The sequence below is a fragment of the Streptomyces tubercidicus genome, from assembly GCF_027497495.1.
Taxonomy (GTDB): Bacteria; Actinomycetota; Actinomycetes; order Streptomycetales; family Streptomycetaceae; genus Streptomyces; species Streptomyces tubercidicus.
The window spans coordinates 3,866,958-3,890,783 of record NZ_CP114205.1; the positions used below are offsets into that span (position 1 = coordinate 3,866,958).

24 protein-coding genes are annotated in these 23,826 nt (G+C 68.9%); 8 read left to right on the forward strand and 16 right to left on the reverse strand.

Features of this window, described 5'->3' with window-relative positions:
• Positions 1 to 58: 58 nt before the first annotated feature.
• From STRTU_RS16780 to STRTU_RS16790, 3 genes are all read left to right on the forward strand, one after another.
• A complete protein-coding gene (locus STRTU_RS16780) occupies positions 59 to 4,447 on the forward strand; it encodes a HAMP domain-containing protein (RefSeq protein WP_371873604.1) in 4,389 nt (1,462 codons plus the stop codon).
• The gene (locus STRTU_RS36170; protein WP_159744249.1) at positions 4,444 to 5,358 is read left to right on the forward strand and encodes a response regulator; all 915 of its coding nucleotides are present in this window, start codon (positions 4,444 to 4,446) and stop codon (positions 5,356 to 5,358) included. Before STRTU_RS16780 ends, STRTU_RS36170 begins: the two co-directional genes overlap by 4 nt.
• Positions 5,359 to 5,521: 163 nt before the next feature.
• The gene (locus STRTU_RS16790; protein ID WP_159744250.1) at positions 5,522 to 5,866 is read left to right on the forward strand and encodes a peptidase inhibitor family I36 protein; all 345 of its coding nucleotides are present in this window, start codon (positions 5,522 to 5,524) and stop codon (positions 5,864 to 5,866) included.
• Positions 5,867 to 5,923: 57 nt separating this feature from the next.
• Here STRTU_RS16790 and STRTU_RS16795 read toward each other — a convergent pair whose 3' ends face one another.
• The 4 genes from STRTU_RS16795 to STRTU_RS16810 all read right to left on the reverse strand — a co-directional run bounded on the left by STRTU_RS16795 (position 5,924) and on the right by STRTU_RS16810 (position 8,782).
• Positions 5,924 to 6,088: a hypothetical protein gene (locus STRTU_RS16795; RefSeq protein WP_167539164.1), complete on the reverse strand. Its 165-nt coding sequence runs from the start codon at positions 6,086 to 6,088 to the stop codon at positions 5,924 to 5,926.
• 333 nt (positions 6,089 to 6,421) lie between these two features.
• A complete protein-coding gene (locus STRTU_RS16800) occupies positions 6,422 to 7,009 on the reverse strand; it encodes a Uma2 family endonuclease (protein ID WP_159744251.1) in 588 nt (195 codons plus the stop codon).
• Positions 7,010 to 7,084: 75 nt separating this feature from the next.
• Positions 7,085 to 8,062, reverse strand: a complete 978-nt coding sequence (locus tag STRTU_RS16805; RefSeq protein ID WP_159744252.1) for a helix-turn-helix domain-containing protein — start codon at positions 8,060 to 8,062, stop codon at positions 7,085 to 7,087.
• A 306-nt stretch (positions 8,063 to 8,368) separates the two neighbouring features.
• The gene (locus STRTU_RS16810; protein ID WP_159744253.1) at positions 8,369 to 8,782 is read right to left on the reverse strand and encodes an ATP-binding protein; all 414 of its coding nucleotides are present in this window, start codon (positions 8,780 to 8,782) and stop codon (positions 8,369 to 8,371) included.
• Positions 8,783 to 8,893: 111 nt separating this feature from the next.
• On the opposite strand from STRTU_RS16810, the gene STRTU_RS16815 reads away from it, so the two are divergent.
• Both STRTU_RS16815 and STRTU_RS16820 read left to right on the forward strand, forming a co-directional pair.
• Positions 8,894 to 9,739 (forward strand): helix-turn-helix domain-containing protein, encoded by an 846-nt coding sequence (locus STRTU_RS16815; protein WP_159747013.1) that lies wholly within the window; start codon positions 8,894 to 8,896, stop codon positions 9,737 to 9,739.
• Positions 9,736 to 10,005 (forward strand): DUF397 domain-containing protein, encoded by a 270-nt coding sequence (locus STRTU_RS16820; RefSeq protein ID WP_159744254.1) that lies wholly within the window; start codon positions 9,736 to 9,738, stop codon positions 10,003 to 10,005. The genes STRTU_RS16815 and STRTU_RS16820 overlap by 4 nt, the downstream gene beginning before the upstream one ends.
• A 1-nt stretch (position 10,006) precedes the next feature.
• Here the strand turns inward: STRTU_RS16820 and STRTU_RS16825 are convergent, their stop codons facing one another.
• On the reverse strand, positions 10,007 to 10,378 hold the full coding sequence (locus STRTU_RS16825) for a cupin domain-containing protein (protein WP_159744255.1): 372 nt from the start codon (positions 10,376 to 10,378) through the stop codon (positions 10,007 to 10,009).
• Positions 10,379 to 10,427: 49 nt separating this feature from the next.
• On the opposite strand from STRTU_RS16825, the gene STRTU_RS16830 reads away from it, so the two are divergent.
• On the forward strand, positions 10,428 to 11,288 hold the full coding sequence (locus STRTU_RS16830) for a helix-turn-helix domain-containing protein (RefSeq protein WP_159744256.1): 861 nt from the start codon (positions 10,428 to 10,430) through the stop codon (positions 11,286 to 11,288).
• Here STRTU_RS16830 and STRTU_RS16835 read toward each other — a convergent pair.
• The 8 genes from STRTU_RS16835 to STRTU_RS16870 form a co-directional block, all read right to left on the reverse strand.
• Positions 11,236 to 12,375 carry a methyltransferase domain-containing protein gene (locus STRTU_RS16835; protein WP_159744257.1) on the reverse strand — a complete coding sequence of 380 codons (1,140 nt, stop codon included), beginning with the start codon at positions 12,373 to 12,375 and terminating at the stop codon, positions 11,236 to 11,238. The two genes, STRTU_RS16830 and STRTU_RS16835, sit on opposite strands and share 53 nt — an antisense overlap.
• A gap of 245 nt (positions 12,376 to 12,620) precedes the next feature.
• Positions 12,621 to 13,157: a SigE family RNA polymerase sigma factor gene (locus tag STRTU_RS16840; protein ID WP_159744258.1), complete on the reverse strand. Its 537-nt coding sequence runs from the start codon at positions 13,155 to 13,157 to the stop codon at positions 12,621 to 12,623.
• 146 nt (positions 13,158 to 13,303) lie between these two features.
• The gene (locus STRTU_RS16845) at positions 13,304 to 14,473 is read right to left on the reverse strand and encodes a lipid-transfer protein (RefSeq protein ID WP_159744259.1); all 1,170 of its coding nucleotides are present in this window, start codon (positions 14,471 to 14,473) and stop codon (positions 13,304 to 13,306) included.
• On the reverse strand, positions 14,470 to 14,919 hold the full coding sequence (locus tag STRTU_RS16850; RefSeq protein ID WP_159744260.1) for a MaoC family dehydratase: 450 nt from the start codon (positions 14,917 to 14,919) through the stop codon (positions 14,470 to 14,472). The genes STRTU_RS16845 and STRTU_RS16850 overlap by 4 nt, the downstream gene beginning before the upstream one ends.
• The gene (locus STRTU_RS16855) at positions 14,916 to 16,040 is read right to left on the reverse strand and encodes an acyl-CoA dehydrogenase family protein (protein ID WP_159744261.1); all 1,125 of its coding nucleotides are present in this window, start codon (positions 16,038 to 16,040) and stop codon (positions 14,916 to 14,918) included. The genes STRTU_RS16850 and STRTU_RS16855 overlap by 4 nt, the downstream gene beginning before the upstream one ends.
• 1 nt (position 16,041) lies before the next feature.
• On the reverse strand, positions 16,042 to 17,208 hold the full coding sequence (locus tag STRTU_RS16860) for a bifunctional MaoC family dehydratase N-terminal/OB-fold nucleic acid binding domain-containing protein (RefSeq protein WP_246240658.1): 1,167 nt from the start codon (positions 17,206 to 17,208) through the stop codon (positions 16,042 to 16,044).
• Positions 17,205 to 18,536, reverse strand: coding sequence for an acyl-CoA dehydrogenase family protein (locus STRTU_RS16865; protein WP_159744262.1), 1,332 nt, complete (start codon positions 18,534 to 18,536; stop codon positions 17,205 to 17,207). Before STRTU_RS16865 ends, STRTU_RS16860 begins: the two co-directional genes overlap by 4 nt.
• 206 nt (positions 18,537 to 18,742) lie before the next feature.
• Positions 18,743 to 19,051, reverse strand: coding sequence for a hypothetical protein (locus STRTU_RS16870; RefSeq protein ID WP_159744263.1), 309 nt, complete (start codon positions 19,049 to 19,051; stop codon positions 18,743 to 18,745).
• A gap of 475 nt (positions 19,052 to 19,526) precedes the next feature.
• Between STRTU_RS16870 and STRTU_RS16875 the strand changes: the two genes are divergently transcribed.
• Positions 19,527 to 20,453 carry a bifunctional DNA primase/polymerase gene (locus tag STRTU_RS16875; RefSeq protein ID WP_159744264.1) on the forward strand — a complete coding sequence of 309 codons (927 nt, stop codon included), beginning with the start codon at positions 19,527 to 19,529 and terminating at the stop codon, positions 20,451 to 20,453.
• A 100-nt stretch (positions 20,454 to 20,553) separates the two neighbouring features.
• On the opposite strand, the gene STRTU_RS16880 is transcribed toward STRTU_RS16875, so the two are convergent.
• From STRTU_RS16880 to STRTU_RS16890, 3 genes are all read right to left on the reverse strand, one after another.
• Entirely contained in the window at positions 20,554 to 21,312 is a 759-nt protein-coding gene (locus STRTU_RS16880; RefSeq protein WP_159744265.1) for a class I SAM-dependent methyltransferase, read from the reverse strand.
• 24 nt (positions 21,313 to 21,336) lie between these two features.
• A complete protein-coding gene (locus STRTU_RS16885) occupies positions 21,337 to 21,933 on the reverse strand; it encodes a GNAT family N-acetyltransferase (protein WP_389854278.1) in 597 nt (198 codons plus the stop codon).
• Positions 21,934 to 22,086: 153 nt separating this feature from the next.
• The gene (locus tag STRTU_RS16890) at positions 22,087 to 22,476 is read right to left on the reverse strand and encodes a peptidoglycan-binding protein (protein ID WP_218039308.1); all 390 of its coding nucleotides are present in this window, start codon (positions 22,474 to 22,476) and stop codon (positions 22,087 to 22,089) included.
• A 534-nt stretch (positions 22,477 to 23,010) separates the two neighbouring features.
• Between STRTU_RS16890 and STRTU_RS16900 the strand changes: the two genes are divergently transcribed.
• The gene (locus tag STRTU_RS16900) at positions 23,011 to 23,694 is read left to right on the forward strand and encodes a PepSY domain-containing protein (RefSeq protein ID WP_159744267.1); all 684 of its coding nucleotides are present in this window, start codon (positions 23,011 to 23,013) and stop codon (positions 23,692 to 23,694) included.
• Positions 23,695 to 23,826 lie beyond the last annotated feature (132 nt).

Consider the following 23,826-nt stretch of genomic DNA (forward strand, 5'->3'; position numbering starts at 1 on the left):
AATTGATCACTCTGCCCGATGGGATTTCCCCGCTTCGATGTCTGGGGGATGGTGTGCCATGGCGCTCGACCCGGCCCGGCCCGAGCCTCCCGAGCCCGCTCAGCCCTCCAAGCCCTCCGCGCCGTCGTCGTCCGAACGGACCGAGCCCGCCCAGCCCCCCACACCCCCACCCGACGGCCAGTGGGTACGCACCAGTGAGCTGCGGCCGCTGCTCGCGGCGATGAACGCGCTGCGCGACGGGGACTTCGCCACGCAGGTGGATACCTCGCCGGCCGACGGCTCCACGGACGGGGTGCTGGCCGACATGGCCGGCGTCTTCAACCAGATCATCGCCCGCAACGCCCATCTCGCCACCGAGCTGCAACGCGTCCGCAGCGAGATCATCCGGCAGGGCCGGCTGGACGAGCGGATCTCGGCGAGCCCCGGCCAGGGGACCTGGACGACGAACATCGAGGCGGCCAACACCGTGCTCGAAGCGCTGGTGGTCCCGCTCGCCAAGGCCACCCGGGTGCTGGACGCCGTGGCCGACGGCGATCTGACCCAGCGGGTCGATCTGCACGACGGCAACCGCCAGCTCCGTGGCGACCTCCGACGCCTGGGCAACGGCGTCAACCGCATGGTCGACCAGCTGTCGCTGTTCACCGGCGAGGTCACCCGGGTCGCGCGTGAGGTCGGCACCGAGGGCCGGCTGGGCGGCCGGGCCAAGGTCCAGGGGCTCTCCGGCGACTGGCTGCATGTGACCGAGGCGGTCAACACCATGGCGTCCCGGCTGACGGCGCAGGTGCGGGACATCGCCGTGGTCACGACAGCTGTGGCCACCGGCGACCTGACCCAGCAGGTGACGGTGGAGGCGACCGGCGAGCTGCTGGAGCTGAAGCTCACCGTCAACAAGATGGTGGACCAGCTGCGGGCGTTCGCCGACGAGGTGACCCGGGTCGCGCGTGAGGTCGGCACCGAGGGCCAGCTGGGCGGCCGGGCGCAGGTCAGAGGCGTCTCCGGGGTCTGGAAAGACCTCACCGACAACGTGAACTTCATGGCGTCCAACCTGACCTGGCAGGTCCGCAACATCGCTCAGGTGACCACGGCGGTGGCCAACGGCGACCTGAGCCAGAAGATCACCGTGGACGCCCGGGGCGAGATCCTCGAACTGAAGTCGACGATCAACACCATGGTCGACCAGCTCTCCGCCTTCGCCGACGAGGTCACCCGCGTCGCCCGCGAGGTCGGCACCGAAGGGCGGCTGGGCGGCCGGGCGCAGGTCAGAGGCGTATCGGGGGTCTGGAAAGACCTCACCGAAAGCGTCAACTTCATGGCGGACAACCTGACCACCCAGGTCCGCAATATCGCCCTGGTCGCCACCGCCGTCGCGGAAGGCGACCTCGGCAAGACGATCACCGTCGAGGCCAAGGGCGAGATCCTCGAACTCAAGTCGACGATCAACACCATGGTCGACCAGCTCTCCGCCTTCGCCGACGAGGTCACCCGCGTCGCCCGCGAGGTCGGCACCGAAGGCAACCTGGGCGGTCAGGCCCAGGTCAGAGGCGTCTCCGGGGTCTGGAAAGACCTCACCGAAAGCGTCAACTTCATGGCGCTGAACCTGACATCCCAGGTCCGCAACATCGCACAGGTGACCACGGCGGTGGCCAACGGCGATCTGTCCAAGAAGATCGACGTGGACGCGCGCGGCGAGGTCCTGGAGCTCAAGGACACCGTCAACACGATGGTCCAGCAGCTGCGCGCCTTCGCCGACGAGGTGACCCGCGTCGCCCGCGAGGTCGGCACCGAGGGCCGGCTGGGCGGCCGGGCGCAGGTGCATGGCGTCTCCGGCGTCTGGAAGAACCTCACCGACAACGTCAACTCCATGGCGGACAACCTGACCTCCCAGGTCCGCAACATCGCCCAGGTCGCCACCGCCGTCGCCAAGGGCGATCTGTCCAAGAAGATCGACGTGGACGCGCGCGGCGAGATCCTGGAGCTGAAGACGACGATCAACACGATGGTCGACACCCTGTCCTCGTTCTCGTCCGAGGTGACCCGGGTGGCCCGTGAGGTCGGCAGTGAAGGGCAGCTCGGCGGCCAGGCCCGGGTCGAGGGCGTCTACGGCACCTGGAAGCGGCTGACCACCAGCGTCAATGAGCTGGCGCTGAACCTGACCACGCAGGTCCGGGCGATCGCCGAGGTGGCCAGCGCGGTCACCCAGGGCGATATGTCCGGCTCGATCACCGTCGACGCGCAGGGCGAGGTCGCCGCCCTGAAGAACAACATCAATCTGATGGTGGCCAACCTCCGTGAGACCACCCGCGCGAAGGACTGGCTGGAGTCGAACCTGGCCCGTATCGCCAGCCTGATGCAGGGCCACCGCGACCTGGTCGAGGTCGCCGATCTGATCCTGCGCGAGCTGACGCCGCTGGTGAACGCGCAGTTCGGCGCGTTCTTCCTGGCCGAGGCGGGCGCCGAGCCGGGTGAGGGCCTGGAGCTGATCGCCGGTTACGGCACCGGCCACCCCGAGGGCCGCCGTTCGCTGCCGCCGATGCGGCTGGGCACCCCCGGATGGGGCCTGATCACCCAGGCCGCCACGGAGAAGAAACGCATCGTCGTCGAGGCCGTCCCGCCGGACTACATCACCATCAGCTCCGGCCTCGGCGCCGCCGCCCCGGCCAGCATCGTCATCCTGCCCGTGCTCTTCGAGGACCAGGTGCTCGGCGTCATCGAGCTGGCCTCCCTCAGCCGGTTCAGCGAAGTGCACCTCGCGTTCATCGACCAGTTCGTGAACACCATCGGCGTCTCGATCAACACCATTATCGCCAACTCCCGTACGGAATCCCTGCTTTCGGAATCCCAGCGGCTGACCGCCGAGCTCCGCCAGCGTTCCGATGAACTCCAGCTGACGAACGCCGAGTTGGAGGAGAAGGCGGCCCTGCTCGCGACCTCGTCGCAGTACAAGTCGGAATTCCTGGCGAATATGTCGCACGAGCTGCGCACCCCGCTGAATTCCCTGCTGGTGCTCTCCCGGCTGCTCGCCGACAATCCCGACGGCCGGCTCTCCGCGCAGGAGGTGGAATTCGCCGTCACCATCCACCGCGCGGGCTCCGATCTGCTCCAGCTCATCAACGACATCCTCGATCTGTCGAAGATCGAGGCCGGCCGGATGGATGTGCACCCCAAGGCGCTGCCGCTGATCAAACTCCTCGACTACGTCCGCGCCACCTTCCGTCCCCTCACCGTCGACCGCGGTCTCACCTTCGATGTCACGGTCGGCGAGAACGTCCCCAAGGAACTCTTCTCCGACGAACAGCGCCTCCAGCAGATCCTGCGCAATCTGCTGTCCAACGCGGTGAAGTTCACCTCCACCGGCGGTGTGGAACTCATCGTCCAGCGCGTACCAGGCACGGATTTCGAGGAGGACTCCCTGCGCACCGCGGACGATGTCATCGCCCTCTCCGTCAAGGACACCGGAATCGGTATCTCGCCGGAGAAACTCGACGGCATCTTCGAGGCGTTCCAGCAGTCCGACGGCACCACCAACCGCAAATACGGCGGCACCGGCCTCGGCCTTTCCATCAGCCGCGATATGGCCGCGCTGCTCGGCGGCCGGATCATCGCGGAGAGCGAGCCGGGCGTCGGCTCCACCTTCACCCTGTATGTGCCCGCGCGCTATACGGGCCCCTTCCCTGCCCCGAGCCCCACCGCCGCCACCCGCCCCGCGGACAGCCTCGCCCAGTCCGGTCCCGTCCTCGCCGAACAGCTCACCGCCAAGCGCGAACCCCAGCGGACCGCGGCCGCCGGTGACCTCTTCCCCACCCCGGTGGACCACGAGCCGGCCGCCCCCGCGGGAGGGCACCCCGCGGACGGCGCCGACGTCACCTGGCCGGAGACCACCCGTCTCAAGGACTGGCTCAGCGGCCGGGCCGGGGAGGTGCTGGCCGAGCGCCGCATCCTCGTCGTCGACGACGACATCCGCAATGTCTTCGCGCTCACGCATGTACTGGGCCGGGTCGGTATCAGCGTGAAATACGCCGAAAACGGCCGCGAGGGCCTGGAAGTCCTCGACCGGACGCCCGATGTCTCGCTGGTGCTGATGGACATCATGATGCCGGAAATGGATGGTTACGAGATGATCAAGGCGATCCGGCAAGCGCCTCGATTCGCGGACCTACCGGTCATCGCGCTCACCGCGAAAGCCATGCCCGGCGACCGCGAAAAGGCGATCGAGAGCGGGGCCAATGACTACATCCCCAAACCGGTCGATGTGGACCGGCTGCTGTCCGTGATCTGCCGCCTCCTCGACCCGGAGCACGGTGAACGGTCACCGCATTCCGGTCCCGGCAACCCCGATATCGCCGATATCCCCGCCATCCCCGATAACTCCGATACCTCCGATATCCCCCATGCCGCCGAGGGCAGCGGCGGCCAGGACGACCAGGGAACGGCGGGGCAGGAATCATGACGACCACACCCGACACCTCATCCAGCATCCTCATCGTCGACGACATGGAGGAGAACCTGGTCGCGCTGGAGGCCGTTCTGGGCTCCCTCACCCAGAAAGTGGTCCGGGCGCGATCCGGCGAAGAGGCCCTCAAGGCCATGCTCCGCGAGGAATTCGCGGTGGTGCTCATCGACGTACTGATGCCGGGCATGAACGGCTTCGAGACCGCCGCCAATATCAAGGGCCTGGACCAGACCAAGGACGTCCCGATCATCCTCCTCACCGGCGCCTCGGTCGACCCCAATTACGCCTATCGCGGCTACACGGTCGGCGCCGCCGATTTCCTCATCAAGCCCTTCGACCCGTGGTTGCTGCGCACCAAGGTGAACGTCTTCCTGGACCTGCACCGCAAGAACCGCCAACTCGCCGCCCAGGCCGAACAGTTGAAACGCCTGCTGACCTCGGACGAACAGCCCCGAGGCGAGGGCGCCCCGCCTGGCGGCGCGCCCGTCACCCCACCCGGCGCCGCGACGACGACCGCGTCGACGGCCACGACGGGGACGGACACGGGCGCGCCCCCGGCCCCGCCCGCCACCACGGTGTCGGCCTCGGCTCCGGCCTCTCCCCTGGCGCCCCAGGAACACCCGGATCCGCAGCAGCACCGGGAACCGGGCCGGCAGACCGAGCACCCTCCCCTCCCCACGGACGTCCCCGGCGCCCCCGCACCCCCGGAGCCGCCCCCCGAGCCGCCCCCGCAGCCGGTGGCCCCCGCCGCAGGCGACGCCTCCCGCCTCGCAGAAATCGCCGGCCAGCTCGCCGAAGTGGAACTCCTCCTGCGCGACGCCAAAGGCTCCGACAAGGAACGCCTTGCCGACCGCATCGCCGAATTGGAGGCGTCAGTGGGACGGTTGCTGGTGAGCCGGGGGACGTGACTCCGGCTCTGCCGGGCGAGTTGGGCGGAATTTCCCACGTTCGCGACATTCCCCACGATCAAGATTGACCTTGCCGAATACCCTTGCTGGGCAGGGCTGTTGGGCCCTACGTTTATTCGTGTCGCTGACCACGACACGAGTGAAAAACGAGGGGAACAGGTTCATGGGAACGACGAAGCGTATGGCGCGATCTGCGGGCATCCTGGCTACAGCGGCGGGCATCGGCATGACGGCTCTGGCCGCACCCGCCCAGGCTGACAGCGTCAAGTGCCCGGCCAAGCAGTCCTGCTTCTATTCGAAGACCTGGTACAGGGGCGAGAGCTCAGGCGGAATGGACAATCCTCCGGTGTGCGTCAACCTCAATTTCGGTGCGCACTCCATGAAGAACGAGGGCTCCCGGTATGCCGCCGTCGCTTACTTCAAGCGCAACTGCACCGGCGATTACATCTCCATCCCCGCAGGCGTGAATCACAACGACTTCGCCGGCACGATCCGGAGCTACCACTGAGGTAGGAACCCCTGAGGCGTAACGCCGAGAGCGTTACGCCTCAGGGTCTTCTCAGGCTCAGGCGCTCTTGTTCCGACTCTCCGGAAGCTTGTTGATGGTAAAGGCGTAGATTCCCCCAAGGGCGAATATCGCCAGATACTGGGCCCAGGTGACGCCATCGAGCGCCCTGTCCACCACCATCAGCACGCCGGCCCAGAGAACTGTGAATGCGATCTTGGCCATCAGGTTTCCTCACTCGCCCCCGAATATCCCTGATTCAACTTCCTTACACAGAGCGCAGCATGGGTCAGATGCCGCGCTCTCTTTACGACTCACGAACGAACTTACTTGTCGGTATGCGCTTCAGGGAACCCCATTCAGCGGATCTTGAGCATGATGATTCCGTGAAACTCGCACGTGCAGTCGATCTCCGCACTTCGGCTGACTGATCCTCAATGTCCCTATATCTGCGGGAGTGAAGGGCTGCGGTACGCCGGGATAGCCATCTCGAAGGCACGCGGGACCGGAGCCTGTTCCGGGCGGCGCCACGACGGGTGGGGCGCTGCGGGTGGGGCCCTACGGGTAACGCGGCAGGTCCTCCGTCGGGATGGTCCACTCCCCGATGGTCACGTCCTCGCCGTAGACGAATTCCTTACGGGTCGCATAACGGGGGCCGGTCGGCGTCGGGTGGATGTCGGTGAACACAGCGCCCGAGCCGCTGCGCGGGTCATAGATCACGTACACCGGAACGCCCAGCAGCGGATAGTCGCGCATCTTGCTCACCCAGTCGTTGTCCGGGTTGGAGCGGGAAACCACCTCGATGGCGGCGATGAGTGCGCGTGGGTCGATGGACCCCTCGACCACCATGTCCGCCTCGGCGATCACCATCACGTCAGGACGGCGCATGATGCCCTCGGCCTGATTTTCCACGTCGGGGGTCCCCGTGTGGGCCACCAGTTCTTCCGGCATCACCTTCTCCAGGCCCTTCCGGACACGTAGCGCGGTCAGCTCATGAGGCCCGACAGGCGCCGTCTTGTCGTGAACGATTCCTTCCTTCGTGATCTCGAATTTGCCGGGAAGGGTGTCGTCCATGGACTGAACGAACTCCCGCATGGCCTGGTACCGAAGGGCGTCCCGTCGCGCGTCATCGGGGGCCATGGCCATGACGCTCGCTCCTTGTCTCTGTCGATCTCTGTCGGCATTTCTGCCGACGCGCCGGCCGGAGTTCTCGGCTTCACGCTAAGCGGCGCCCCGCTCTGTCGCCGGGTGGCGGCAGTCGCGGCAGCGGCCCGGGGCCGGGGCGCGGAAGGCGCGGTCGCAGCCGTCGCAGGTCTGGAGGGGTGGTGGGGCTGAGGTGGCGGACGGCTGTGGCGTGGGGAGGGGTGGGGGCAGGAGTTCTGTGAGGCGGTGGGCGAGCAGAGCCGCTGGGTGGCGGAGGGTGGGTGGCAGGCCGGTGGTCAGGGCGCTGCGTACGGCCTCTGGGGAGGCACCGCGCGCCAGCCAGGCGGCTACGGGTGGGGTGAGCCGGTGGATGTCCCGTACGGAGAGCAGCAGGCGGGGATCGTCCCGCCGGAGGTTCGCGAGGAGGGCGGCGGCTGGGGCGTGGTGTGCGGAGGTGTGAGGCTGCGGCCCGGGTGGTGGTGGCGCGGGCTCGGCTCGTACGTGCGGGGCTTCGGCTCGTACGCGAGGAGCCTCGGCTCGTACGGGGCGAGAGCTGGTTCGTACGTGGGGTGGTTTGGGGGCGGGAGTGGCTGTGGGGGCCGGGTCCGGCGAAGGGCGGGGTGGTTCGACGGCCGTGCGGCGCTTCGTCTCTGCGGCGGTTTCGCGGGCGCGGCGGGCTCGGGTGGCGGCCGGGTTGTTGTAGGAGATCGTGAGCGTGACGAGCCGCCCGTCGTCGGTGCGTCGCCGGACCCGCTCCAGGTAGCCGTGGGTCTCCAACTCTCGTAAGGCGGCGGCAATCCGCTCACGCCCCTCCGGGAACCGCTTGGCCAGCGTACGGATGTCGACCGGCGCGCCCTCAGGCAGCGACTGGATGTACGCCCCGAGCCCGATCGCCAGGCCCGACAGCGAACGGTGCTGGGTGAGGTGATTGCCGACGATCGTGTAGCCGGGGTCCTGGAACTCGGTGACCTGGTGGACGCCGGACGGGTTCGTACGCGGGGATCGGCGAATCTCGTACTGGGCGCGCGCAGGCGCATTAAGCTGCTGTTCAGCCATGGGGAAGGTGCTTCTTCCTTGTTGGTCAGGCCCTCGATCGGGATGCCAGTCCCGGCCGGGGGCCGTCGCATGTCTGCGGGTTTTTGGGGTTGTTGTCACCGAGAGTGCATGGGCGGCGGCTGCGGAAGCGAGTCTTCCGGTCGTGTATCACCCAAGTGAGTGACGACGGCTGCACCGGGCCGGGTTGGGCTGGGTGGGAAGGGTTTCTGTACCTGGGGTTATGGGTTCTTTTACGGGCCCAGACACCGGCGCGCGGCGTACCGAAGTCCGGTTTCCCGGCCTCCGGTTGACGGGCGGCCGGCTGCCTCATCGGCCCCACATCGGCAGATCGAACTCCGCCCAGACGGTCTTGCAGGGGAACGGGCCCCGGGTCGTACCCCAGCGGTCGGCCAGCGCGTCGACGACGATCAGGCCGTGGCCGGACTCCCGTAGCCCGATGGCTTGCTGCACCGGCAGCCGGTCACCGCGCACATCGGTCACCTCGATACGGAGCGTGTCCGCGTCAGACGCCATGACGAGCCGGAAGTCCCGGCCCGGTACGCGCCCGTGCGTGGCGGCGTTCGTGGCCAGTTCGGCGATCACATGGGCCGGCCCCTCGAACGGCAGCCCCCAGGAGCGAAGCTCCTCCGTCGCAAGAAGCCGCGCCAGACGCGCGCCCCGACGGGTGGCGGACAGCTGGAGCTTGAACTGGAGCTTGTGCTCGGCGATTTCCTGATTCATGTGACTCAGCGTGGTCGCCCGTGCTTACGCTGGATAGTGATGGCGCCAGTACGCATGGTGATGTCCATGGGTTGTCCAAAGGCGTCCCCGCTGTCCAGGAGGTGGAAGTGGATGAATGTTGACGGTGCGGAAGACGGGGGTTGGGAACTCGACCCGGAAGACGACGCACAGGCGGCCGTAGAGGCGGTCGGACGGCAGCTCAAGCTGTGGCGCGAGGCCGCTGGGATGCGCCCGGCAGAGTTCGGGGCGGCCGTCGGGTACGGGGAGAACCTGATCTACAAGATCGAACGTGGCGTCCGTATCCCCCGCCCGGAGTTCCTGGACAAGGCCGACGAGGTCCTGGGCGCGGGCGGAAAGATCTCCGCGATGAAGAAAGACGTGGAGCAGGCCAGGTATCCCAAGAAGGTGCGGGACCTCACGAGGTGGGAGGCCGAGACGGTCGAGCTGGGCTCCTACGAAAACCACAACCTGCATGGGCTGTTGCAGACAGAGGCTTACACACAAGCCCTGTTCGACATGCGACGACCTGCCTGGCCACAGGAGGAAGCCAACCGTCTCGTGGCAGCTCGTGTGAAGCGAAGCTCCATCTTCGACCGCACACCGGCGCCCGCGCTCACATTCGTCCAAGAAGAGGTGACCCTCCGCCGCCCCATCGGAGGCAAAATGGTCCTGCGGCGCCAGCTCGAACGTCTGTTGGAGGTAGGCCAGTTGCGGAATGTCGAGATCCAGGTGATGCCGACGGACCGCGAGGACCACGCAGGAATGGGCGGTCGAATCCAACTACTGAAGTTCGGGGACGGCTCGGTCGTCGGCCATTCCCAGGGCCTCGGCAATCGACGGATCTCTGATCCGAAGGAGATCCGGATCATCGAGCTGCGCTATGGCATCATCCGGGCCCAGGCTCTCACGCCCCGGGAGTCACTGGCCTTCATCGAGAAAGTGCTGGGAGAGACATGACCCTGAAGCCCTCCACCGGGACCGGTCCCGAACTGGCCTGGTTCAAGAGCAGCTACAGCAACAGCAACGAACGTGACGACTGCGTCGAGGTCGCGTGGACGAAGAGCAGCTACAGCGGTGACAGCGACAGCAACGAGTGCGTCGAAGTCGCCCCCACCCCCTCCACCATCCACATCCGTGACTCCAAGAACCCGGACGGGCCGCAGCTGCACCTTCAGCCGTCCGCCTGGGCCGACTTCGTCACGTACGCCGCCGACCAGGGCTGAATCAGGCGAGGGGCTCGGGGGCCTTGGTCCTCGACCCGCCCGCGTCGCCCGTATTGGCCGTACCGACCGGTTCAAACAGCAGGATCGCGGTCTCCTCGTCCGCCACCGGACAATGCTCGACGCCCTTCGGGACCACGAACAGCTCGCCGGGCCCGAGCGTCACATCGCCGTCCCTGAGCTGGAGGGTGAGTCGGCCGCTGAGGACCAGGAACAGTTCATCGGTGTCGTCGTGCCGGTGCCAGACGAACTCGCCCTTCAGCTTGGCGAGCTTGACCTCGTAGTCGTTGAGCTGGGCGATCTTCTTCTGCGACCACAGCTCGCTGAACTGCGCGAGCTTGTCGGTGAGATTCACGGGTACGGGCTGCTGGATCATGGTGTGAGACTGCCGTGACCGGCGTCCGGCGGTCTTGTACGTTCCTGACATGACAGACCGCCTGCCCCGTACAACGGTCAGCGCCTGGCGTCCGGCCGTGCCAGGGATCGCCGAGGTCTTCCACGCGCACTTCACCGAGCACGCGTATCCGGCGCACACCCATGACACCTGGGCGCTGATGATCCTCAACGACGGAGCGGTCGACTTCGCCCTGGACCGCCACCGTCATGACGCGACCGGCACCGGCACGGTCGTCCTGCTGCCGCCCGGTGTGTCCCATGACGGCAGGACGGTCACGGCGAACGGATTCCACAAGCGGGTGCTCTATCTGGACACCAGCGTGCTCCCGGAGGAGCTGACCGGCCGGGCGGTGGACGGCCCGGTGTTCGGCGATGAGCTGCTGCGCCACCGCATCCACCAGCTGCATACGTCGCTCGGGCAGGCGGGAGACGGGTTCGAGTCGGAGTCCCGGCTGGCCTTCATCCGGGAACGGCTGCACCGCCACCTGCATGTGTTCCGGCCGTCGCGCTCACCGGGCCGGGAGGCGAACCGGCTGGCCGCTGCCTTGCGCGACCTGCTGGACTCCCGGCTGGCGACCGGCATGTCCCTGGAGGAGGCCGCCGCGCTCCTGCACGCCCACCCCACCCACCTGATCCGCTGCTTCAAGCAGACGTACGGCCTGCCCCCACACGCCTACCTGACCGGCAAGCGCATCGAGCGGGCCCGTGGACTCCTGCTCGACGGCAGCCGTCCGGCGGAGGTCGCGGCCACGGTGGGCTTCCACGATCAAGCCCATCTGCACCGGCACTTCACCCGGCATGTGGGCACGACACCGGCGCGTTACGCGAGCCGGACGGTCAGGCCGTCGGGACGCTCACCTCAAGGCGCGTACTCCGGCCGTCAGGGATGATGCGCAGCCGGTGCCTGTCCACGCCGGGGCGGCCGACGGCCACGTACTCCTCGTACACCCGGGCCACCTCGTCCCACAGCTTCCTCGCGCCGTACTGGGACACCGCAAAGGCCGACGTCTGCTGTCCGTCGTAGTCCACACAGGCACAGCTGTCCGTCCGGCCGTCGGCCAGCCAGAGCCGCACGTGGGCCGATTCCGGCTCGGTTTCCCACATGTGCCAGGCACCCGGTACGCGGAGGCCGATGTACAGCTGCGCGTCGAGGTCGCTCCCGGCAACGGCCCAGGGGGACAGGCTCGTTGTGGAGCGCTCGGGCTCCCGGCCCGCGTGGGGGATGTCGCCCCGTAGTTCCGCGTCGACCTGCTGGGCGCGCATCAGCATGAACGAACCGTACGGAGCGAGCGAGCCCTCAGCGGTTCCGTCGGCCTGCTTCGTGGCGAGGAGCGTGCCGTAGTTGCACCACGGGGTGTCCCACGGGATGACGAGACGGCCACCGGTCACGGTCTGTTCCAGCCAAGGGAGCGGCACGGTGCGGACGGAGCAGGTGGCGATGATCCGGTCGTAGGGGGCGTTCGGCCGCCAGCCGGCCGCGCCGTCCGCACACACCACGTCCGGCTGCTGCCCACTGGCCTTCAGCGCTCGCTGTGCGCGGCGCGTCAGTTCGGGGTCGATGTCGAGCGAGGTCACCTGCTCCGCCCCGCAGAGGGACGAGAGCAAGGCCGCGTTGAATCCGGTGCCGGTACCGATCTCCAGCACCGAGTGCCCCTGGCGTGCGTCGAGCGCCTTCAGCATCCGTACGACCACGCTGGGCATGGACGCGGAGGAGGACGGGGCACGGGTGCCGTCGGGGCCCTCCGCGAACTGGGTGACCAGCGGAACGTCGCGGTATGCCGCACGCCACCAGCGTTCGGGGGCGGTCTCCCGCTCACACGGCTCGTAGTCGCCACTCCCGTCGCGCAGCCACAGGGTGGGCGGCAGGAAGAGGTGGCGGGGGACGGCGCGCAGCGCGGCGCTCAGGTGGGCGGGGACGGGGGAACCGAGGTGCTCGGCGATCTGGTCCAGCAAATCACCGAGGGCTTCGTCCGGCATCGGAGGACGCGAGGTCAATGAGCCTGCTCGGGCTTCGGCGGAGGGGTCGGTTCCGGGGCCGGTGGAATCGGACGGCCCGGCTGCTGTCCGTCGTCTCCGATCGGACTGCGATGCTTACCCACTTCGTCCTCCTTCACCTGACAGGCCAGAGCTACAGAAACCGTATGGCCGGCCTGAGGAGCGGTGGAAGGGCGCAAGGGGTGCGTGCGACGGGCGCACCCGAGCGGGGCGCCCCGGTGTCCGGATCAGGCCCAGAGCATCCCCAGCTCAGGGTCTTCCCTGAGTTTGGCCAGGGCGCGGGAGACGGCGCTCTTGACCGTGCCGATCGAGACCTCCATGACCTCGGCGGTCTGGGCCTCGCTCAGGTCCTCGTAATACCTGAGGACGACCATCGCCCGCTGACGGGCGGGCAGTCGCATCACCGCACGCCACATCGCATCGCGCAGGCCCTGGAGTTCGGCCGGGTCGGGCGTCGGCAGCGGCTCCGGCTCCGGCATCTCGTCGACGGCGAATTCCTCGACCTTGCGCTTGCGCCACTGGGAGGTGCGGGTGTTGATCAGCGCGCGGCGGACATAGCCGTCCAGGGCGCGGTGGTCCTCGATACGGTCCCAAGCCAGATAGGTCTTGGTCAGCGCCGTCTGGAGAAGATCCTCGGCGTCGTTCGGGTTGGGTGACATCGACCGCGCGGCGCGCAGCAGGACCGGCCCCCTGGCCCGTACATAGGACGAGAACGTGGGGAACACAGCGGCGGTCGAAGCGCTGTTGCACACTGGCGTGGTCATGGGAACCACGCTATGAGCGCGGCGGCCTTAGGGGATCGCCCCCAGGTGCCGAAGCGCTATCCGCCTGAAGTTGTACGGGTAGTACCTGCTGCACCCCCTAAAGATGGACGGGGGAGAGCCGGGGGTCAGAGCGGGTGAGAACACCGTCACGTAGCGTTCGCACTCAGGATCAGCCCCGAGGTCGGCACGCCCGTCCCGGCGGTGACCAGCACATGGGCGGGGGTGCCCGCCTGGTTGACCGAGGTGCCACGGAGCTGGCGGACGGCCTCGGCGATGCCGTTCATGCCGTGCAGATATGCCTCGCCGAGCTGGCCGCCGTGGGTGTTGAGGGGGAGGGTGTCCGCCGCGACGAAGTCCGTGGCCTCGCCGGGTGCGCAGAAGCCGAACTCCTCCAGCTGCATCAGCACAAAGGGGGTGAAATGGTCGTAAAGGATCGCCACGTCGATATCGGCGGGGGTGAGGGCGGCGGTCTGCCAGAGCTGGCGGGCGACCACGTTCATCTCGGGGAGACCGGTCAGACCGTCGCGATAGAAGCTGGTCATCTGCTCCTGGGCGCGGGCCGCGCCCTGTGCGGCGGCCTTGATCAGCGCGGGCGGGTGCGGCAGCGCGCGGGCCCGCTCGGGCGAGGTCACCACGATCGCCTGGGCGCCGTCCGTCTCCTGGCAGCAGTCGAGCAGCCGCAGGGGCTCCACGATCCAGCGGGAGGCGGCGTGGTCGGCGAGGGTGATGGGCTTGCCGTAGAAGTAGGCCGCCGGGTTGCGGGCGGCGTGGCGGCGGTCGGTGACCGCGACCGGGCCGAAGGCGTCAGGGGTCAGCCCGTAGGTGTGGAGGTAGCGCTGGGCGGCCATGGCGACCCAGGAGGCGGGGGTGAGCAGGCCGAAGGGGAGGTTCCAGCCGAGCGCCGTACCCTCGGCGGACGGCTCCCGCTGCTGCACGCCGGAGCCGAAGCGGCGGCCGGAACGTTCGTTGAACGCGCGATAGCAGACGACGACTTCCGCGATTCCGGTGGCCACCGCGAGGGCCGCTTGCTGGACGGTGGCGCAGGCCGCGCCACCCCCGTAGTGGACCCGAGAGAAGAACGACAGATCGCCGATGCCGGCCGCCTGGGCGACGGTGATCTCAGGGTTGGTGTCCATGGTGAAGGTGACCAGCCCGTCGACGTCGGCGGGGGTCAGCCCGGCGTCATCGAGGGCGGCGCGTACGGCCTCGACGGCCAGTTGGAGTTCACTGCGACCGGAGTCCTTGGAGAACTCGGTCGCGCCGATGCCGGCGATGGCGGCCCGGCCCCCTAGGGAGTCGCGGCGGCGGACGCTCATACCGCGCCCTCCGGGAGGCCGACGGTCACCGTGCCGGTGACGTGGTGGCCGATCCCGTTCGTACCGACGACCCGCACCACCGCCTCCGTGCCGTCCGTCACCTCGATCACCTCGATGACAGTGCCGCTCAACACCATGGTGTCTCCTGGGTAGTTGGGCGCGCCGAGGCGGATGGCGACCTTGCGCAGGGTGCAGCGCGGCCCGAAGTAGTCGGTGATGTAGCGGCCGACGAGCCCGTTGGTGGTCAGGATGTTCATAAAGATCTCCGGGGAGCCCTTCGCGCGGGCCGCCTCGGGGTCGTGGTGGACGTCTTGGTAGTCGCGGGAGGCCAGGGCGCCGGCGACTATCAGGGTGCGGGTGAGGGGGATGGTCAGGGCGGGGAGGGTGTCGCCGGGCGCCGGGGCGGTGGGGACGGGGTGGTCGACATGGTGGTCGACGGGATTCATGGGGACTCCTCCGTCCGGGGTGGCTGGGGTGCGAGGGTGGCTGGTGGCGGGCGATCGCCGGTGAGCAACTCCCCTAGTTCTTCCAGGGCTTCGGCTCCCGAGCCGAGGTACGCGGCCAGCTGTCGGCCCCAGAGGAAGTGCCGGTGGACGGGGTGGTCGACGTCGGCGCCGATGCCGCCGTGCAGATGCTGGCCGGTGTGCACCACACGGGTGCCCGCCTCGGACGCCCACCAGGCGGCGGTCAGCGCATGCGGTGCGGCATCCAGGCCCGCGTCCCGGCGCCAGGCCGCCTCGTAGGCGGTGAGCCGGATGGCCTCGACGTCCATGTAGGCGTCGGCGGCGCGCAGCAGCACACCCTGATTCGTGGAAAGCGGACGCCCGAACTGCTCACGGGTGGTGGTGTGGGCCACCGCGCGCGCCAGAGAGCCGGCAGCGACTCCGGCCTGGAGACCAGCGAAGGCGGTTCGGGCGAGCGCCAGGATGTCGGTGTAGGCGGCGCGGTGGCCTAAGTGTTCGGCAGAGCCGTACCGGCCCAAACGTTCGGCGAGCGCGCCATCCAGCGTGAGGCGGCCCGCCGACCACGGTGCGGTGGTCTCGACCGGATCCCGGCGCGCCCCGGCATCGTCGGTACGTACGAGCCACAGCCGCTGCGTGGCCCCGTCCGGCACCAGGACATGGGTGGCCGCGCGCAGCCACGGCACCACGGGGACGACGCCGGTCAGCCGCCCCGCCCCGTCCGCCGCCTCCGCGGCCCGTATGCCGCCGCGCCGCGCCGGAAACGCCCCGGTGGCCACCGCGTCACCGGCCCGCAGCGCCGGCAGCAGCCGCGTCCGCTGCTCCTCACTGCCGTACGCGCCGATCGCCAGCAAGCCGTACACACAGGTCGCGGCAAACGGCACCTGCGCCGTCGTACGCCCCTGTTCCTCCAGCATCAGGACGAGCCCGAGCAGGCCGGTCTCCTCCGCGGCGCCCGGCAGGCCGGCCGCGCACAGCGCCTTCCACAGCTCGGCGTCGGTACCGCTGCCGCCCGCGGCGAGCCGCTCCGGGGTGGACAGGTCGCCGAAGATCTCCGCGGCCAGCTCACGGGCCGCCGACTGTTCCGGGGTGGGCGTGAAGTCCATCTCACCCCTCACCACCTTCGACCACCCGGAAGACGGGCAGCTCCAACTCCTCGTCCACCCACAGGAATTCAAGCCGTACGGGCATACCGATCCGCACCTTGTCATAGGGAACGCCGACGATATTGCTGACCATCCGCACCCCCTCGGACAGCTCGATCAGCCCGACCGCATAGGGGGTGGCGGCGCCGGGGCGCGTCCCGTCGGACGGTGGGGCTGGCGGCTGATCGGACGTGCGGGCGGGCCGTTGGGCGAGCGGCTGATCGGGCCGTTGGGCTGGCGCCGTAAAGGCAGGGAAGGGCGGATGGTGCATCACCACGTAGGAGAAGACCGTTCCCGCACCGCTCGCCTCGACGGTGTCCCACTCCGGTGAGCCGCAGGTGTTGCACCCCGGCAACCAGGGGAAGCGCAACGTCCGGCAGCCCGTGCAGCGCTGGATCAGCAGCCGATGGCCGCGGACGCCCTCCCAGAAGCCGGCGTTGTCGCGGTTGATAACGGGCCGGGGACGCCGCGGTGCGCTTCCACTCTCGGCCGCCTTGGGCCGCTTGGCCGTCTTGGACTGCTGCCCGGCCGTCGAGGACCGCCCGGCCGTCTTGGGGGGCCGCGCGGCCGGGGCGTACTTGAGGACCCGGAAGCGATGCGTCCCGGCCGGCTCGCCGTTCGCGCGGATATCCATCCGCGTCGTGATGAAGTGCCCGGTCCCCAGCTTCGTCGTCTTACGCTCCGACACCGATTCGATCACCGAGTCGAAGGTGATCCGGTCACCGGGCCGTAGTGGCCGCAGATACTCCTGCTCACAATCAGTGGCCACGATGGAGGTGTACCCGGCGCTGTCCAACAGACCGGACAGCTCGTCGTACGCCCCCGCGCGATCCGCGTGGCCAGAGAGACCGCCCATCGTCCAGGCCTGCAGCATGGTCGGCGGGGCGATGGCGTCCGGCCCCCGGTAGGCGGGGTTGGTATCGCCCACGGCCTCGCACCAGTGCCGGATCATCGGCTCGTTGACCAGGTCCTTGCCCACCCCGGGGGCCGAGGTCGGCCGCCCCTCGTAGACCTTGAGCTGCTCGTACGTGAACTCCGGAGCGCCCAGGCGGCCGGGCCCTCGACCGCGCCCGCCCGCCTCCGGTTCCTCATCCGCCGCCCTCTGCTCCCCAGGGGACACCCCGCTCATCGCCGCCCCCTCCGCATCCCCAGCCGCATCGTCGCGACGATTTCCCGCTGGACCTCGCTCACGCCGCCCCCGAAGGTGTTGATCTGCGCCGCACGGTTCATCCGCTCCAGCTCCCCGTCCCGGAAGACGCCCGGCGAACCAGCCCGTACCAGGGCGGCATCACCGGCCACCTCCTGGCACATCCGGTAGACCTCGACGGCGCTCTCCGTACCCGCGAACTTGACGCCGCTGGCATCACCGGGGCTGAGCGTCCCGGCGCCCACATCGCCGACCAGCCGCCAGTTCAGCAGCCGGGTGGCGGCCAGCCGGGCGTGCGCCTCGGCGAGCCGGGACCGCACCCATGGCCGGTCCGCGGGCCGCTCACCGGTCTCCCGGTCCGGCGTACGGGCGTACGCCAGCGCCGCGTCGAAGGCGTCCTCGGCCTGCATGCCGATGGCGGCCAACGCGACGCGCTCATGGTTGAGCTGATTGGTGATCAGCTGCCAGCCGCCGTTCTCCTCACCCACGAGGTTCCCGGCCGGGACACGGATGCCGTCGTAGTAGGTGGCGGTGGTCGTGAGCCCGCCAACGGTCTCGATGGGCGTCCAGGAGAAGCCGGGAGCGTCGGTGGGCACCAGGATGATCGAGATGCCCCGGTGCTTCGGGGCGTCGGGGTCGGTGCGGCAGGCAAGCCAAATCCAGTCAGCCTGCTGGGCGTTACTGGTGAAGCTCTTGCTGCCGTTGATCAGCCAGTGGGCGCCTTCGGGGGCGCGGTCCTCGGGGATGTGATCCTCGGAGGCGCGGTCCTCGGAGGCGCAGTTTTGAAGGGCGCCGCCCTCGGGGGCGCAGTTTTGAAGGGCGCCTCCGTCGGGGGTGCAGCCCTCGGGGGCACCGGCGGTGGCCTTCCCGCCCTCCGGCCCCCCGACGACACCCGGCCGCCTCACCGCGCTGGTACGGAGAGCAGCAAGGTCGGTACCGGCCTCGGGCTCCGTATAGCCGATCGCGAAAACGAGCTCGCCAGTGAGGATGCGCGGCAGGAAGTAGTCCTTCTGCTGCTGAGTGCCGTACTTCATCAGGGTCGGGCCGACGGTGTTGAGGGTGACCATCGAGACCGGCGCGCCCGCGCGGTACGCCTCGTCGAAGAAGACGAACTGCTCGTCGGGCCCGCGCCCCTGACCTCCGTACGCGGTCGGCCAGCCCAGGCCCAGCATGCCGTCGGCCCCGATCCGGCGCAGCACCGCACGCTGCTCCGCGGGGTTCTCGACCGGCCCGTCCGGCAGCAGTTCCCGGAAGTACGAACGGAGTTCGGAACGCAGTCGCTCCTGGCGCGCGGTGGGGGCGAGGTGCACGTCGGCGGCCTCCCCTTCTGGTGGCCGTACGCCCGGTGCGCTGGGTCCGGACGTACGAACGAGCGAGCGGGTTTCTGACTGTCCGTCAGAAACCCGCTCGCTGTCAAGGTCGGCGCAGTGAACCCCGGAGAAGCCCCATTCTCTCCGTGCCGCCCCTGACGTCTCCCCTCCCGCTCGGCCGCCGCGCCCCCGCGCGGCGGGCCGGATCACTCGAAGTTGGTGAAGGTGACGGTGGCGTTGGTCTGGTCGATGCGGGTGGGGCCGGAGGTTCCGTTCACGCTCGCGGTGTTGTTCTGGTTGGAGGCGCCGGCCCCGTTGGCGACCTGCTGACCAGTGGTCGAGTTGCCGAGGTTGTCGCCACCGACGCCCGTTCCCGTCTGGCTCGTCGCCGCCGAGCTCGACCCACCGGTCGCAAAGCCACCGTTGTCGGCCTGCGCCACACCGCTGAACAGGGCGGCCGCAAAGGGCAGCGCGGCAGCAACGGCGATGACGCGGGCGGTACGAGTACTTGCCATCTGTCTTCCTCCTACGGAACACGACTTCTGGATCTGACGTGGGCGCTGGGTTGCGTGTGCGTGGGGGGGCTCATTGGACTGCTTGGCGGACCTGCCTGGCGGACCTGCCTGGCGGACCTGCCTGGCGGATCTGCCGTGCTCGATCCGGGTCCGAACTACTGAACTCCCCATGGCCATTGGGCAGTTGGCCGACCACCCCGATGTTTTCCTCGACGTCGCGACCTCAGCTTTGCCCACGAACCCCCGGTGAACCCATCCCGAGGCGGCGATTCCCCCGCAAGCATGAGAAACCGCGGGTAAACCCCTTCCTCACACGTCATTCCCGCCACACCCGTGCGGCGAGGCCAGACCCCACCGCGGGCCCGCCCCCTGCGCGGCCGACGGACCCCACCCGGCGCACCGACGAACCCGGCGCGCGGGTCGGTGCACCACGCGCCCCCTTCCCTTTGTCGAACGTTCGTACGAAAATAAAGCCATGGCCACGCACCGCCGCCATGCCGGACCACCGACCGACCACCCACCCGATCCCCCCGGGACCGGCAGCCGACCCGACCCGCCCACGGACGCCCCCGCCACCGCGCTCGCCCAGGCACTCCTCGCCGCCGAGGCCGGCCACCCCGTCATCCCGCTGACCCGCAGCAAGCTCCCCGCCATCCGGTCCCCGCACCGCGAGCACCCCGAGCACCCACCCTGCCGCGGCGCCTGCGGCCGCCTCGGGCACGGCGTACACGACGCAAGCACCGACCCGCTCACCGTCCGCCGTATGTTCGCCGCCGCCCCTTGGGCCACCGGCTACGGCATCGCCTGCGGACGGCCCCCGCACCACCTCGTCGGCATCGACCTCGACACCAAAAACGGCGCCGACGGCCTGACCGCCCTCCGGTTCATCGCCGAACAGCACCACTTCCCGATCCCGCCGACGGTCACGGTCCTGACCCCCAGCGGCGGCCGCCACCTCTGGTTCACCGGCCCGCAGTCCCCACCCGTACCGAATTCGGCCGGCCGGCTCGCCCCAGGCATCGACGTACGCGGCACAGGCGGCCATCTCGTCGGCCCCGGCTCACTCACCACCCACGGCCGGTATGTCCTCGCACCGGACACACCGCGCCACCCCGCCCCCGTGCCAGGCGCCCTTCTCGCCCTCCTCACGGCCCCGCCCCCGCCGGCCCACCGCGAGCCACCACACGGCGTCCCGCCCCAGCCCGCCGCAGCGCTCATACGTTTCGTACGGGCATCCCCACGCGGCCAGCGCAACGCCCGCCTCTTCTGGGCAGCCTGCCGCGCCCAGGAATCCGGCCTGGCCCAGGAACTCGCCGCCCGCCTCATAGAGGCCGCCTGCCACACCGGCCTGCCCGCCGCGGAGGCCCGCGCAACGATCGCCTCAGCGACCCGCCGCCGGTAGGAGGTAGGGAGCCTCTCTTCGGCCTCTACGAGCCAGACGGGGGTCGGCATCGGCGGCGACAACCTCGGCAGCCCTCCGAGCCCTGCGACTACCCCTGCACCTACCCCTTCACCGCCTCAATCAGGAACCGGGTCGTCTGCGCGACGAACACCCCCTCCTCCCGGATCAGCTCATCCAACTCCCGCAACCGATCGCGGTATTGCGCGACCGTGAAGCCAGGCACCATCCACACCACCTTCCGCAGAAAGTAGATGACCGCCCCGATGTCGAAGAACTCCGTACGCAGCGACTCCGCACGCAGATCGACCACCTCAAGGCCCGCCGCCTCCGCCGCCCGGCGCGCGTCCTCGGGATGACGGGTCCGCCGTACGTGCTCCGGCTGCGGCCCCAGGAAGTACTCCACCAGCTCGAACACACTGGCCGGGCCCACCTGTTGGGAGAAGTACTTGCCGCCGGGCCGCAGCACCCGGGCAATCTCGTCCCACCACACGGTCACCGGATGACGGCTCGTCACCAGGTCGAATGCCCCATCGGCAAACGGCAGCGGCGGCTCATCCGCATCCGCCACCACCACCGCACCGAGCGGATGCAACCGCGCGGTGGCCTCGGCGACATTCGGCGGCCAGGACTCCGTAGCCACCATCACCGGCGGCAGCTTCGCCGCCCCGGCAAGCACTTCACCGCCCCCGGTCTGAATATCCAACGCGGCCGACGCGCACGCCAACCGCTCACTCATCGTCCGCTGATACCCCCACGAGGGCCGCTCCTCCGTGGCCCGCCCCGCCAGCCACGAAAAATCCCACCCCTCAACCGACACGGCCTCCGCCTCGGCCACCAGCTCCTCAAATGAACGCGTCATACCCCCACGGTCACCACAAACGCCCTACCTGACCAACGATTTTTTCCCACCCGACCCCACCAGGAAGGCGAACTCCGGCCGGTCCCACCTCACCGCGGGCGGGTTCGCCGGCACCGTGCCAACCAGCCGGGCGCCCATGCTGCGGTAGAAACCCTCAGCAGGCGGATGCGACACCACCCGGACGCTGTCGAGTCCGGCCCGCCGCGCCTCGTCCAGCATGTGCCCGATGAGCCGACGCCCAATGCCGTACCCCTGCGCCTGGTCCGCCACAAACATCAGATCCAGCTCGCCCGGCTCCACCATCAGCGCATAGAACCCCCAAACCCGCTCGGTCCCCTGCCCGGCCTCCGGCTCGGTCGCCTTCCCGGCCTCCCGCCCAGTCGCCCGCCCACCCGGGCCAGCACCATCCGCGGCACCCTCCACAGCGACAAACACCCGATGCGCCTCGATGTAGTCCGGCCCTACCCGATACCCCTCGACCATCGAGGAATACCGCCCCTCGTAGGCACGAGAATTCCGCACCAACCGAGTAAGCCGCCCGGCATCCCGTCCCTCGGCCCGCCGTATCACCACGCCACCGCGCCGACCCCCGCCCGCTTCCCCCGCCCTCCGAGCACCCACCGTGACCGCCGCCCACTTTCCGCATCAACACCCGTAAGGTAATTCCAGATTCCACCACCACTTTACCGCCCGCCCCGAACAGAAATCCCCGCCCCGCAGCCGCCATACCCCCAGCAGCCACACGACAGGGATTCCACACCATTCACCGCATGCTCACTCCGCGGCGCCCCAGTCCTCCTCCGGGAACGGAACACGCAGCTGATCCCATGATTTCCGCCCCGGCCAGCCGTCCGCATCCGAACCCGAGTACCCCAAGGCGTTCTGATAGGAGGCGTATGCCTGACGGTGCTTGTCATTCCACTTCGGCCCCGGGCCGCTGAACCCGTAAGGGGCACCACACCCCTCCTCCACGAGGCGCAGCCCCATCATCCGGATGATCGGGCTGGTCGGCAGGGTCTTGAACCACTCCGCACCGGGGAACGGAATGAAACTGGGATCACCGGGCTGCGGCTCTCCCGTCGATGCCTTGGCGACCATTAGCCGCTGCCCTACCTTGATGACGTTGGGATCCGAAATAGCATTCCAGATCTGAAGCTGCTTCACAGTGGTACGGAAACGATCAGCGATACCGGAAAGCGTGTCACCGGCAACTACGACGTCTGTTGAGTGCCCATACCACTCACGCTAGAAGCATTCCCAGGCACCCGCACGTTTTCCCCGCGACCGCAACCGATCTGCACACATCCGACTTCAGCGCGCCCATTTTACCGCCACCACACGCCACTTGCATCGCAGCTCCCCTGCCCGCGAACCGCCCACTCCCCCGAAGGAAAGGATGCCTCAATAAAAAGTAACGCAATAAACCAATACAGACACGCGGTTCACATGCAGTCCCCGACTCGAACACAGACCCCGCTCAAAGCTCCGCCAGGGCCGTATCGAAGTCGACGCCCCCGTCATAGGCCCCACTGCCGCGTATCCAGGGTCGGCCTGCGCACGCAGCTGCCGCAATCTGAAGAGCCCTTCAGGACTTCAGGCTGTGTTCAGGTTCGGGTCGGCACTGTGATGAACGTCGGAAGGGCGCGACAAGGCCCGCCGACGGAACGAAACCGCGACACGATCCGGAGGAACGTCCCCATGAAGGCCAACGCCAAGCGCACGCTCACCCCCCGCGCCGCCGTCCTCGCCACGGCCGCCGCTGTCGCGCTGATCGGCAGCACGAGTGCCGCGACCGCCTTCGCGGACGACGACGGCCCGGCCCCGCAGTCCTCGGTCCAGCTCTCCCAGAAGGAGCGCCACCTGGACGACACCGCCAAGGACCGCGCCCAGGTCAAGGCCGACAAGATCAGCCAGTCCGAGGCCACCGCCAAGGCCCTCAAGGCCGTCCCCGGCACCGCGACTTCCGCCGAACTCGACAACGCGGACCGCAACGGCTCCCTCATCTGGGAGGTCGACATCCTCGGCAAGGACCACAAGAACCACGACGTCACCATCGACGCCGGCAACGGCAAGGTCCTCAACCAGCACACCGACCGAGACGACGACGCCGCCCAGGACGCCGCCGAGACCCAGGCCCTGGTCAAGGCCGACAAGATCGGCCACGGCAAGGCCACCGACAAGGCGTTGAAGGCCGTCCCCGGCACCGTCGTCTCCTACGGCCTCGACGACAACGACCGCAACGGCTCCGCCGTCTGGGAGGTCGACGTCCTCGGCAAGGACCACAAGAGCCACGACGTCACCGTCGACGCGGCCGGCGGCAAGATCCTCAACCAGCACGTCGACCAGGACGACAAGGACAACAACGACGGCGACGACGACTGACCGGGCACCAGGCCGCAGACCTCAGCCCCGCAGCCGACTGCCGACTACCCGAAGCCTCCCCCATGACCCCGAAGGGGCCGCGCCCGCCATATCTGGCGTACGCGGCCCCTTCGTCGGTCTCCGGCAAAGACA